We start from the raw sequence: 12,195 nt of genomic DNA on the forward strand, positions 1-12,195 counted from the left end.
ACCGCGTGCCGTGCAGCTCCACGAAACATCTTACCGGCCACACGCTGGGCGCCGCGGGGATCACCGAGGCCGCCCTGAGCTGGCTGATCCTGACCCGAGACCTGCCGCTGCCGCCGCAGGATTTTTCCCGCTACGCGCCGGACGACACCCTGCCCGCCTTCGGCCTACTGCACCAGAGCGCACCGCTGAATAAACCGGTGATCCTGTCAAACTCCTTCGCGTTTGGCGGCAACAACGCCAGCCTTCTGCTGGGGAGAGTATGATGCACTACTTACCTCCCGGGGATTATCTTCCTCACGACACGCCGATGCTGCTGCTTGAGAGCGTGGAAAGCGTCACCGATGACCGCGCCGTTTGCAGCGTGACGGTGAACGAACGGGGCGTTCTGGCCCCGTTCCTGGACGCGGACGGCAACCTGCCTGGCTGGTTTGCGCTGGAGCTGATGGCCCAGACCGTGGGCGTCTGGTCTGAATGGCACCGGATGCAAAAAGGGCTGCCGCACTGTGCGCTGGGCATGGTGCTGGGCGCGCGCGAGCTGGTGTGCGACGCAGGGCATTTTGCCGCAGGCAGCACGCTGACCATCACCATCGAACGTCTGATGCAGGATGAACGCTTTGGCAGCTTCGAGTGCACCATTCATGCGGATAGTGTCTCCCTCGCCACGGGCCGCGTGAACACCTTCCAGCCGAGCGAGGAAGAATTAACCACACTTTTCAACCAGGGAACACCATCATGAGATCCGTACTGGTCACTGGCGCCAGCAAAGGCATTGGCCGCGCTATCGCCCTTCAGCTTGCGGCGGACGGTTTCACCGTCGGCGTGCATTACCATCGTGATGAAGCGGGCGCGCAGGAGACGCTGGAAGCGATTGTCCAGGCAGGCGGCGCGGGCCGTTTACTCACCTTCGACGTGGGCAACCGCGAGCAGTGCCGCACGGTGCTGGAACAGGAGATCGCTGACCACGGCGCGTGGTATGGCGTGGTCAGTAACGCCGGTATTACCCGCGACGGCGCATTTCCTGCGCTCAGCGACGATGACTGGGACAGCGTGATCCACACCAATCTCGACAGTTTTTATAACGTCATTCATCCCTGCATTATGCCGATGATCGGCACCCGCAAGGGCGGGCGGATCATCACCCTGTCGTCGGTGTCAGGCATTATGGGCAACCGTGGGCAGGTGAACTACAGCGCGGCGAAAGCCGGGATCATCGGCGCCACCAAAGCGCTCGCCACCGAGCTGGCAAAACGCAAAATCACCGTCAACTGCATCGCGCCGGGGCTGATCGATACCGGCATGATCGAGATGGACGAAGCCGCACTGCACGCGGCGATGTCGATGATCCCGATGCAGCGTATGGGCCAGGCCGAGGAGGTCGCGGGGCTGGCGAGTTACCTGATGTCGGATAAAGCAGGCTATGTGACGCGTCAGGTGATTTCGATTAACGGAGGCATGCTATGACCCGCCGGGTAGTGATTACGGGCATGGGCGGCGTCACCGCGTTCGGCGAGGACTGGCCGACCATCTCGCGCCGTCTGCGCGAGTATGAAAATGCGGTGCGTACCATGACGGAGTGGCAGGCGTATGACGGCCTGCAAACCCTGCTCGCCGCGCCGATTGAAGACTTCACTCTCCCCGCTCACTATACCCGTAAGCGCATTCGCGCCATGGGCCGCGTGTCGCTGCTCTCTACCCGCGCCACCGAGCTGGCGCTGGAGCAGGCGGGACTAATCGACGACGCGGTGCTGACCAACGGTCAGACCGGCATCGCCTACGGCTCGTCGACGGGCAGCACCGGGCCGGTCAGCGAGTTTGCCTCCATGCTCACCGAAAAGCACACCCACAACATCACCGGCACCACCTATGTGCAGATGATGCCGCACACCACGGCGGTGAATACCGGGCTGTTCTTTGGCCTGCGCGGACGGGTGATCCCCACCTCGAGCGCCTGTACCTCTGGCAGCCAGGCGATTGGCTACGCCTGGGAAGCGATTCGTCACGGCTACCAGACGGTGATGGTGGCAGGCGGCGCGGAAGAGCTGTGCCCGTCGGAAGCGGCGGTTTTCGATACCCTGTTTGCCACCAGCCAGCGTAACGACGCGCCAAAAACCACGCCGTCGCCGTTTGACGTTCAGCGCGATGGCCTGGTGATTGGCGAAGGGGCGGGTACGCTGGTGCTGGAAGCACTGGATCACGCCAGAGCGCGCGGAGCGACAATTTATGGCGAGATCGTGGGCTTTGCCACCAACTGCGATGCGGCGCACATCACCCAGCCCCAGCGTGAAACCATGCAGGTGTGTATGGAGCAGTCGCTGGCGATGGCGGGTCTTGGCCCTCAGGACATTGGCTACATTTCTGCCCACGGCACGGCAACCGATCGCGGGGATATCGCCGAGAGTCAGGCGACCGCCGCCATTTTCGGCGACAGCGTGCCCATCTCATCCTTAAAGAGTTATTTCGGTCATACCCTGGGAGCCTGCGGCGCGCTGGAAGCCTTGCTGAGTCTGCATATGATGCGGGAGGGCTGGTTCACGCCGACGCTCAATTTAAGACAACCGGATGAGCAATGCGGCGCTTTAGATTATATTATGGGGGAAACCCGCCCGATTGATTGCGAATTTATTCAGAGCAATAACTTTGCCTTTGGCGGCATCAATACCTCGATAATCATTAAACGCTGGGCGTAACTATGTACCAGTTTGTACTGGGAAAGATCTCCACCCTTAGCGCGGACCCGCTGGCGTCAACGCTCGCAGACATGGCACCTCAGGGTGCACGACACGCTTCCTGGCTTGCAGGCCGGACGCTGCTCGCCAGAACCTTATCCCCCTCGCCCCTTCCCGAGATAATTTACGGCGAGCAGGGAAAACCGGCCTTCGCTAACGGCCATCCGCTGTGGTTTAACCTGAGCCACAGCGGGGACGATATTGCCCTGCTGATGAGCGATGAAGGTGAAGTGGGCTGCGATATCGAAGTGATCCGCCCGCGGGAGAACTGGCAGGCGCTGGCAAATGCCGTTTTCAGCCTCACCGAACATGACGAGCTGGAACGTGAAGCGCCGGAAGAGCAGCTTTCCGCATTCTGGCGCATCTGGACACGCAAAGAGGCAATCGTCAAACAGCGTGGCGGCAGCGCGTGGCAGATAGTCAGCATTGACAGCACCGCCCAGTCGCTCCCGGTCAGTCAGCTACGCTTCGGCTCGCTGAGCCTGGCGGTCTGTACCCCTACGCCTTTCACCTTAACGGCGGAAGCGGTTACTTACTCCGGTATTCCTGCGGCATAAAAAACGGCCATGCCGGTTAAAACCAACATGGCCGATGTCCCGTTCACGTTGTTCTCGATCTTATTTTAAATTTTCCGGGAAGTTTGCAGGCAGCTCGCTGGCCGCGCAATTGATCACGCTATCGTCATTCGCACCGCAGTCACGCACGAAGGTGATGGTGGCAAATTCATCAATCACTTCGGTTGGATACGCTGGTCCGGCATCACGGTAGCTATTCATCAGCGGAATGTGATCGTTCTGGAAGCAGACGGTTTTTTCCGGATTATTCATGACCCAGCGCGGGAAGAAGATGGTGCCGTGGAACAGGCGGTCGCCCAGGTTCACGATCAAGCTCACGTCAGTACCGGTTGGCTCCGTCCAGGAAATTTTATAGATGCTCTCCCCAACACGGACGATGTAGGCCTGCTGATCTTTCACCCAACGGTTGCCCACCAGACCACTGTGAATACGGTAGTCCAGGGTGTTTTCGTTTTTAACGTAAATTTCGTAATTCCAGCCATTATCGTAGGTATATACAAGATGTTTGCCGACGAAGCCGCTTAAATCATGTTTATCGAAGGTGCTCATACGCTGTCTCCTTTGTTTTGATGAGACGATCGTACCCCTTCAAAAAATGAATGAATAACGCTATGTTTGAATCAAATTCATCCAAAATTTAGATTAATTATGCACAAGACGACGCTCGAACAGTGGGCCTTGCTGGAGAGAGTCATCGAGGCTGGCAGCTTCGCTAAGGCGGCGGAAGAGACCTACCGCAGCCAGTCCTCGGTCAGCTATAACCTGTCGCTTTTGCAGGAGCGGCTGGGCGTGGCGCTCCTGATGACAGAGGGACGGCGTGCCGTGCTAACCCCGGCGGGTGAGCTGTTGCTGAATCAGGTTAAACCGCTGCTGAAAGCCTTCGCCTATGTTGAAACGCGCGCTGCGACCCTGCGCAGCGGGATGCGAACCCGTATCGACCTGATGGTAGACAGTATTTTTCCGCGTAGCCGGCTGTTCGCGATTTTGCGCCAGTTTCAGCAGCTGTACCCGCAAACGCAGGTGCGGCTTACCGAGGTGCTGGAAAACAGCCGCGCAGATGCGCTCAATGATGAAGCCGACGTGATGGTCTTAACCCGCCGCCAGGACATTACCGGCCTGGGCGAATGGCTGATGAATATCGATTTTGTTGCCGTCGCGCATCACGCTCACCCGCTGTTTGCGCTGGATACGCCGCTTAATGACGAGATGCTACGGCCGTGGCCGCGCATTCAGATCGCAGACAGCCAGCCCACCACTCACCCCACCGGAGAGTCGTGGACATTCTCCACTATCGATGCCGCAATCGAAGCGGTGATGTATCAGGTTGGATACGGCTGGTTACCGGAAGAACGCATTCAGACCCCGCTCCAGCAGGGCATCCTTAAAACGCTGCCGCTCAGCCACGGCGTACGTCGCGCCACGCCGCTGCACCTCATCGTCAAACGCTCCCTCAGCCCGCTGGACGAGCAGGTTGAGACGCTGTTGCGCCTTTTTAAGCAGGAGCCGTCATCGTCAACTGCTACGCTTTAAGTTTTGAACCATAAAACGACAAGGAGTGAACGATGAAAATCGATTTAACGGGGAAAGTAGCGCTGGTGACCGCGTCCACCGGCGGTATTGGGTTTGCCATCGCCCGCGGGCTGGCGGAGAGCGGTGCGGAAGTGATCGTAAACGGACGCAGCGTCGACTCGGTGAATAAAGGCATTCAGGCGCTACAGCAGGTGGTGCCTGGCGTACAGGTCCGTGCCGCCATCGCCGACCTGAGCTCGCAGGAGGGCGTTGACGAACTGCTCAGGGTCGCCACGCACGTCGATATTCTGGTGAATAACGCCGGGATCTATGGCCAGCAGGATTTTTATTCCACCGACGACGAGACCTGGGAACGCTACTGGCAAACCAACGTGATGTCCGGCGTGCGCCTCTCCCGTGCCCTGTTGCCCGGCATGGTACAAAAGGGCTGGGGTCGGGTAGTGTTTATCTCGTCAGAATCGGCCTGCAATATTCCTGCGGATATGATCCACTATGGCGTGACAAAAACCGCCCAGCTCTCGCTGGCGCGCGGTCTGGCGAAGTTCGTGGCAGGCAGCGGCGTGACGGTGAACAGCGTACTGCCGGGCCCGACAATGTCGGACGGTTTTGCCGCGATGATGAAAGACGAAATCGAAAGAACCGGTAAATCGCTGGAGCAGCTGGCGAAAGCGTTCGTGATGGAGAATCGTCCCAGCTCGGTTATTCAGCGCGCCGCAACGGTAGAAGAAGTGGCGAATATGGTGGTGTATGTCTGTTCCATGCAGGCCTCCGCGACTTCCGGCGCGGCGCTGCGCGTTGACGGTGGCGTGGTGGATGACATAGTTTGACCCGTCAGGCCACAGGTTCAGGAAAAAATGCGGCCTGATATAAGGACTATGAAGGTAAAGCAGGTAAACTAGTGAACAGAATGTGTATTTCAGCTAAGACGTATTTATGACCAATATGATTGCCGACGAAGCCGTGGCGAAGTCCAGCGTGCTCTCTGTCTTTGACTTTGATGGTACGTTGACGCACCACGACAGTTTTATCCCGTTCCTGCGCTTTGCCTTTGGCAAGCGCTACTTTGCTGGCCGTCTGGTGCGCATGGCCCTGCCTACGCTGCACTGTGTGCGCCGCAAGCTGACGCGAGATGAGCTGAAAGAGGTGTTGATCAAAACCTTCCTGACGGGGGTGGATGAGCACTGGTTACGTCAGCAGGCGGAAGCCTTCTGTGAAAAATACTGGAACAAGCTGATGCGCCCGGAAGGTGTGCTGGCCGTCGCCAACGAGGTCAATTCCGGTGCGGAAGTGACGATTTGCTCTGCTTCCCCGGCGCTGGTATTGCAGCCGTGGGCCGATAAGCTCGGCATTAAGCTGATTGGCACGCAGCTGGAAGTGAAAGACGGCAAGCTGACCGGGCGGATCACCGGCCACAACTGCCGGTGTGCCCAGAAGGTGGCGAGGCTGGAGAAGGTGTATGGGGATTTGAACGCGTATCACCTGCGCGCCTGGGGCGACACGCGTGGCGACCACGAGTTGCTGGCGGCGGCGCAGGATCCACACTGGCGGCATTTTCATCATCCGAGCAAGCGCCGAAATTCACCAATTAAGGGTTAGGTGCGGCCCGGTGCCCTCACCCCGGCCCTCTCCCACAGGGAGAGGGAGAAAAGCGGTACATCAGGCCTCACGTTTTCCCGGGAACATCACGCTCGCAATAATCCCCAGCGCCAGTACCCCCAGCACCACAAACAGGCTTGCCGTGGCGCCGATGTTATAACCGTGATGCCAGAAGTGGTCGGTCGCATTCAGCCCCAGCTTGAACGCCACGAAGAACAGCAGTAACACCACCGCTTTCTCCAGATGCACCAGATACTGCTTCAGCGCTTCCAGCACAAAGTAGAGGGTACGCAGGCCGAGGATCGCGAACATCATTGCGCTGTAGATAATCAGCGGCTCACGGCTGACGGCAATGATTGCGGGTACGGAATCGAAGGCGAACATCACGTCGGACAGCTCCACCACCGCAACACAGAGCAGCAGCGGCGTCGCGTAGCGCTTCGCCTTCTTCACGCGGCCTACCATTACATCCTTGTTTTCAGGCTTCTCCAGTTCGGCATCCACCTCTTTCTGGGTCAGGATAAACGCATGGCTGCTGATTTTTGGCCACACCGGGTAGAAGCGTTTCACCAGGCGGTACGCCAGATGGTTGGAATAATCTTCTACTTCATCGCTCTCTTCATTGCGTTTCAGCATCATCACCGCCGTCCAGCCGACGACCAGCGCAAAAATGACCTCAACATACGGCCCCAGGCTCAACAGACTGGTGCCGATGGCAACAAAAATACCGCGGAACACAATCGCCCCGAGCACGCCCCAGTAGAGCACGCGGTGACGATATCTATCCGGCACGCCGAACCAGGCGAAGATCGCCATCATCACAAACAGGTTGTCGACGGAGAGCACCTCTTCCAGCGCATAGCCGGTCAGGAACAGACTGGCCATCTCCGCGCCGTGGTGCACGTATAAAAATCCGGCGAAGGCCATCGCCATCATGACCCAGAAGATGGACCACATAACCGCGCTTTTCAACGAGATCGGTTTATCGTGACGGTGCATGAAGAGGTCGATAAACATCGCCCCAACGGCCATCACCACGAAGACAACAACGGTTTCCGTCGGGAAACCGAGATGAGCAGCAGACATAGACAACCCTTTTAAGAAGACAAAACACCATGCACACAATAAAAAGCGTGGGCCCGTTAAGGACGCATCACGCTAAAAAATAAATATTAACCGTTCTTTTCAGCCAGCGCTTGCGCGCATGCCCAGGCACTGGCCCACGCCCACTGGAAGTTATACCCGCCGAGCCAGCCGGTCACGTCCATCACTTCACCAATGAAATAAAGACCCGGCACGTTGCGGGCTTCCATCGTGCGGGATGAGAGTTCGTTTGTATCCACGCCGCCCAGCGTCACTTCCGCCGTGCGGTAGCCTTCGGTGCCGTTTGGCTGTACGCGCCAGTTCGTCAGCGTCTCCACCAGCGTTTCCTGCTCGCGGCTGTTGAGCTGCTTGAGCGCAACATCCGGAATTTGCCCTAACACCTGCAAGCACTCCACGAGACGCTTCGGCAACTGCATCGCCAGGGTATTTTTCAGGCTTTGATTCGGGTGCGCGGCGCGTTGCTCGTTGAGGAAGGCGTCCAGATCGCAGTCCGGCACCAGGTTTACGGAGACAAACTCCCCCGGCTGCCAGTAGCTGGAGATCTGCAATACCGCCGGCCCCGAGAGTCCACGATGGGTAAAGAGCAGGTTTTCGCGGAACACCGTGCCGTCTTCGGCCGTAATGACCGACGGTACAGACACGCCGGAGAGTGTCTGAAGCTGCTCCAGCAGCGGCTTATGCAGCGTGAACGGTACCAGCCCGGCGCGGGTGGGCAGTACCTTCAGGCCAAACTGCTCGGCAATTTTATAGCCGAACGGTGAGGCGCCCAGCCCCGGCATCGAGAGGCCGCCGCTGGCGATCACCAGGTTATCGGCGCTGACGGTCTCACCGTTGAGTTGCAGCGTGTAGCCCTGCTCGTCACGGGCGACGTCCAGCACTTCGGTGCGCAGGCGCATTACTACGCCGCCTTTCTCGCACTCGGCCACCAGCATATCGACAATTTGCTGCGCGGAGTCGTCGCAGAACAGCTGTCCCAGCGTCTTCTCATGCCACGCGATACCGTGTTTACCCACCAGTTCGATAAAATCCCACTGGGTATAGCGCGCCAGCGCAGATTTGCAAAAATGGCGGTTCTGGCTCAAATAGGCCGCAGGCTCGACATAAAGATTAGTAAAGTTGCAGCGCCCGCCGCCAGACATCAGGATCTTGCGGCCAGGCTTTTTTCCGTTATCCAGCAGCAGCACGCGACGACCCGCTTGTCCGGCCATCGCCGCACAAAACATACCCGCCGCACCGGCGCCAATTACTACGGCATCAAACCTTTCCACGTCAAAATCCTCTTCGTTAACTGCCGCGGATTGTAAAGTTTCCTCAGTGGTCGCACCAGCGTAAAAAGATATTACAAAGCCATTTCATTGATATTTAAAGATTATCCTTTAAGGCACATTTCTCAAATCAGGTGGTATGTCAAAAAAAGTCTATATTTCACTTTGCCCGTTGCGCATTTGTCCTGGATAATGCGCCGCGTTCATGTCCTCAAAATGGCGTAACGTCCTATGCTACATTTGTTTGCCGGCCTGGATTTACATACCGGGCTTTTATTATTGCTTGCTCTGGTTTTTGTGCTGTTTTACGAAGCGATCAACGGCTTCCACGACACTGCAAACGCAGTAGCAACGGTTATCTACACTCGCGCAATGCGATCGCAGCTTGCGGTTGTTATGGCGGCGGTATTTAACTTTTTTGGTGTCCTCCTGGGCGGACTGAGCGTTGCGTATGCCATTGTGCATATGCTGCCAACGGATCTGCTGCTTAACGTGAGTTCCGGTCATGGCCTGGCCATGGTGTTCTCTATGCTGCTTGCTGCGATTATCTGGAACCTCGGTACCTGGTATTTCGGCCTGCCGGCATCCAGCTCTCACACCCTCATCGGCGCGATTATCGGTATCGGGTTAACCAATGCCCTGATGACCGGGACCTCCGTCGTTGATGCGCTGAATATCCCGAAAGTTCTCGGCATTTTCGGCTCTCTGATCATCTCCCCTATCGTCGGTCTGGTGGTGGCGGGTGGCTTGATTTTCATCCTGCGTCGCTACTGGAGCAACACGAAAAAACGTGCGCGTATCCACCTGACGCCAGCAGAGCGTGAGAAGAAAGACGGCAAGAAAAAGCCGCCGTTCTGGACGCGTATCGCGCTGATCATTTCCGCTATCGGCGTCGCCTTCTCTCATGGCGCGAACGATGGTCAGAAAGGTATCGGCCTGGTGATGCTGGTTCTGATTGGCGTCGCACCGGCGGGCTTCGTGGTTAACATGAACGCCTCCGGTTACGAAATCACCCGTACCCGTGATGCGGTAAACAACGTTGAGACTTACTTCCAGCAGCATCCTGATTTGCTGAAGAAAGCGACCGGCGTGGACCAGCTGATTCCTTCTCCGGAGTCAGGCGCAACGACGGCACCGGGCGAGTTCCATTGCCATCCGGCAAACGCGATTAACGCGCTGGAACGTGCGAAAGGCATGCTGGCCGATATCGAAAGCTATGACAAACTGGCTGTTGAACAGCGTGGTCAGCTGCGTCGCATCATGCTCTGTATCTCCGACGTGACCGATAAAGTCGCGAAGCTGCCAGAGGTTAATGCTGACGACCAACGTCTGCTGAAGAAACTGAAAGGCGATATGCTCAATACCATTGAGTACGCGCCAATCTGGATCATCATGGCGGTCGCGCTGGCGCTGGGTATCGGTACGATGATTGGCTGGCGTCGTGTGGCGACCACCATCGGCGAGAAGATCGGTAAGAAAGGCATGACCTATGCGCAGGGTATGTCCGCGCAGATGACGGCAGCGGTATCTATCGGTCTGGCGAGTTACACCGGTATGCCAGTCTCCACCACCCACGTACTCTCTTCGTCCGTGGCAGGTACAATGATTGTTGACGGCGGCGGTTTGCAGCGTAAAACCGTGACCAACATCCTGATGGCCTGGGTGTTCACCCTCCCGGCGTCCATCCTGCTGTCTGGCGGTCTGTACTGGATTTCGCTGAAGCTGATTTAATCGGCTGAAGGCGACAAAAAAGCGGGTCAGGAAACTGGCCCGCTTTTTTTATGCTCAGTGCCAAATCATCAGCGCAATCATACTCACCACAACCAGACCACAGAGGGCGCTGGTCAAAATGAACTGACGACGCAGGCGCTCGCAGCGACGGATAAACTCTTCATCGTGGTGATCGCGGTAGCGTTGGTAGTAGATATACCCCACCAGACGCATCTGCTTGCTGGGCTGTCCGTGCGAGGTGAAGAACCCTCCACCGTCCACATACTGATAAAGCAACGGATCGCAACCACGAAGTACCACTAACAGCGCACGTAACGATGAGAAGTAGCGCGCCATATTCACTATGCAAACCACGCATAACGCCCAAAACAATGCGACGGTGCTAATCATACATCCTCCCCGGCGTCCGCCCACGAAGCAAGGCTCCTGAGCTACCGCACCCCAATGCCCTGACAGACAGTTCAGTAAAAGAATGACCAAAAGTCGATCCGGTTCGCGTTTTAATATCCGAACGGCTCATTAAATAGTGTAGGAGATCCGTTAATTTTTTTGCCACAAGGTTAATCGTTATCAACACCAAAGCTTGAAAAATATGTTTAACTGGGCCGTAATGAAAGCATCAGACGACGGCTTTCCCATTTAGTCATCGATAACTTAAGGAAGGAGTAACACTATGGCTTACAAACACATTCTTATCGCGGTAGACCTCTCCCCGGAGAGTAAAGTGCTGGTTGATAAAGCAGTATCCATGGCACGTCCCTACAACGCGAAAGTTTCGCTGATTCACGTTGATGTGAATTACTCCGACCTCTACACCGGTCTGATCGACGTGAATCTCGGCGATATGCAGAAACGCATCTCCGAAGAGACTCACCACGCGCTGAGCGAGCTTTCTACCAACGCGGGCTATCCGATCACTGAAACCTTAAGCGGTAGCGGCGATCTGGGCCAGGTGCTGGTTGATGCGATTAAGAAATACGATATGGACCTGGTGGTATGTGGTCACCATCAGGACTTCTGGAGCAAACTGATGTCTTCCGCGCGCCAGCTGATTAACACCGTTCACGTGGATATGCTGATTGTTCCACTGCGTGACGAAGAAGACGAGTAAGTGCGTTAAATTCCCCTCACCCTAACCCTCTCCCAAAGGGAGAGGGAATAGATCGAGGATGTAGGCCGGGTAAGGCGAAGCCGCCACCCGGCTTTTTCTATTCCGGCGTACCCGAATAAATATCAAACCGGTGCCCTTTCGTGGTCACCGCGTTAGTGGTCGCAACGTCCGCCAGCGGCGGCGCATAGTCCGGCCGCTTCACCACCACACGCTTCGTCGCCAGCTGACGAGCCGGTTCCAGCAGGCCATCGGCATCTAAATCCGGCCCCACCAGCGACTGAAACACCCGCATCTCTTTCTTCACCAGCGCGCTTTTCTGCTTATGCGGGAACATGGGGTCGAGATAAACCACCTGCGGGCGCGGGGTGATGTCGGTGAGCGCCGTCAGGCTGGAGGCATGAATAAGTTGCAAACGTTCCTGTAACCACGGGCCGATTTCCGGGTCCTCATAGCCCCGCGTCAGCCCGTCGTCGAGCAGCGCGGCGACAACCGGATTACGCTCCAGCATCCGCACCCGGCAGCCCACCGAGGCCAGCACAAACGCATCGCGCCCCAGC

Annotated in this window: 14 protein-coding genes and 2 pseudogenes; 11 read left to right on the top strand and 5 right to left on the bottom strand. The window is 57.1% G+C overall.

The annotated features are described in order from the left end of the window. The 5 genes and pseudogenes from DD606_RS21975 to acpT form a co-directional block, all read left to right on the top strand. Positions 1-263: pseudogene (locus DD606_RS21975) on the top strand (beta-ketoacyl-ACP synthase); the annotation flags it as partial. Beyond that, entirely contained in the window at positions 263-736 is a 474-nt protein-coding gene (locus tag DD606_RS21980) for a dehydratase (protein ID WP_023323848.1), read from the top strand. The pseudogene DD606_RS21975 and the gene DD606_RS21980, both read left to right, overlap by 1 nt. After that, positions 730-1,461: a 3-ketoacyl-ACP reductase FabG2 gene (locus DD606_RS21985; protein ID WP_026094333.1), complete on the top strand. Its 732-nt coding sequence runs from the start codon at positions 730-732 to the stop codon at positions 1,459-1,461. Before DD606_RS21980 ends, DD606_RS21985 begins: the two co-directional genes overlap by 7 nt. Further along, entirely contained in the window at positions 1,458-2,687 is a 1,230-nt protein-coding gene (locus DD606_RS21990; RefSeq protein ID WP_003861237.1) for a beta-ketoacyl-ACP synthase, read from the top strand. Before DD606_RS21985 ends, DD606_RS21990 begins: the two co-directional genes overlap by 4 nt. 2 nt (positions 2,688-2,689) lie before the next feature. Beyond that, a complete protein-coding gene (acpT, locus tag DD606_RS21995; protein ID WP_003861235.1) occupies positions 2,690-3,283 on the top strand; it encodes a 4'-phosphopantetheinyl transferase AcpT in 594 nt (197 codons plus the stop codon). Between the two features lie 60 nt (positions 3,284-3,343). On the opposite strand, the gene DD606_RS22000 is transcribed toward acpT, so the two are convergent. Continuing rightward, a complete protein-coding gene (locus DD606_RS22000) occupies positions 3,344-3,850 on the bottom strand; it encodes a phenolic acid decarboxylase (RefSeq protein ID WP_003861232.1) in 507 nt (168 codons plus the stop codon). 99 nt (positions 3,851-3,949) lie between these two features. On the opposite strand from DD606_RS22000, the gene DD606_RS22005 reads away from it, so the two are divergent. From DD606_RS22005 to DD606_RS26690, 4 genes and pseudogenes are all read left to right on the top strand, one after another. Next, on the top strand, positions 3,950-4,831 hold the full coding sequence (locus tag DD606_RS22005) for a LysR family transcriptional regulator (RefSeq protein WP_003861231.1): 882 nt from the start codon (positions 3,950-3,952) through the stop codon (positions 4,829-4,831). 32 nt (positions 4,832-4,863) lie between these two features. Continuing rightward, a complete protein-coding gene (locus DD606_RS22010; protein WP_022651983.1) occupies positions 4,864-5,658 on the top strand; it encodes an SDR family NAD(P)-dependent oxidoreductase in 795 nt (264 codons plus the stop codon). Positions 5,659-5,773: 115 nt separating this feature from the next. Continuing rightward, positions 5,774-6,373 (top strand): annotated as a pseudogene (locus tag DD606_RS22015) (HAD family hydrolase); the annotation flags it as partial. Next, positions 6,373-6,420, top strand: a complete 48-nt coding sequence (locus DD606_RS26690) for a hypothetical protein (protein WP_223831791.1) — start codon at positions 6,373-6,375, stop codon at positions 6,418-6,420. The pseudogene DD606_RS22015 and the gene DD606_RS26690, both read left to right, overlap by 1 nt. A 67-nt stretch (positions 6,421-6,487) precedes the next feature. On the opposite strand, the gene DD606_RS22020 is transcribed toward DD606_RS26690, so the two are convergent. Then, positions 6,488-7,513 (bottom strand): TerC/Alx family metal homeostasis membrane protein, encoded by a 1,026-nt coding sequence (locus DD606_RS22020; RefSeq protein WP_015571505.1) that lies wholly within the window; start codon positions 7,511-7,513, stop codon positions 6,488-6,490. Positions 7,514-7,599: 86 nt separating this feature from the next. Continuing rightward, on the bottom strand, positions 7,600-8,799 hold the full coding sequence (locus tag DD606_RS22025; RefSeq protein ID WP_003861226.1) for an NAD(P)/FAD-dependent oxidoreductase: 1,200 nt from the start codon (positions 8,797-8,799) through the stop codon (positions 7,600-7,602). A gap of 228 nt (positions 8,800-9,027) precedes the next feature. Between DD606_RS22025 and pitA the strand changes: the two genes are divergently transcribed. Continuing rightward, positions 9,028-10,527 (top strand): inorganic phosphate transporter PitA, encoded by a 1,500-nt coding sequence (gene pitA / locus DD606_RS22030; protein ID WP_003861225.1) that lies wholly within the window; start codon positions 9,028-9,030, stop codon positions 10,525-10,527. A 54-nt stretch (positions 10,528-10,581) separates the two neighbouring features. Here pitA and uspB read toward each other — a convergent pair whose 3' ends face one another. Next, positions 10,582-10,917, bottom strand: coding sequence for a universal stress protein UspB (gene uspB / locus DD606_RS22035; RefSeq protein ID WP_003861224.1), 336 nt, complete (start codon positions 10,915-10,917; stop codon positions 10,582-10,584). A 283-nt stretch (positions 10,918-11,200) separates the two neighbouring features. Between uspB and uspA the strand changes: the two genes are divergently transcribed. Continuing rightward, a complete protein-coding gene (uspA, locus tag DD606_RS22040) occupies positions 11,201-11,638 on the top strand; it encodes a universal stress protein UspA (protein WP_003861223.1) in 438 nt (145 codons plus the stop codon). Between the two features lie 97 nt (positions 11,639-11,735). Here the strand turns inward: uspA and DD606_RS22045 are convergent. Then, a partial coding sequence (locus tag DD606_RS22045) for a class I SAM-dependent methyltransferase (protein ID WP_176691459.1) occupies positions 11,736-12,195 on the bottom strand: 460 nt, incomplete at its 5' end.

The sequence above is a fragment of the Enterobacter cloacae complex sp. GF14B genome, assembly GCF_004136805.1.
In the GTDB taxonomy this organism is placed as follows: domain Bacteria; phylum Pseudomonadota; class Gammaproteobacteria; order Enterobacterales; family Enterobacteriaceae; genus Enterobacter; species Enterobacter hormaechei_C.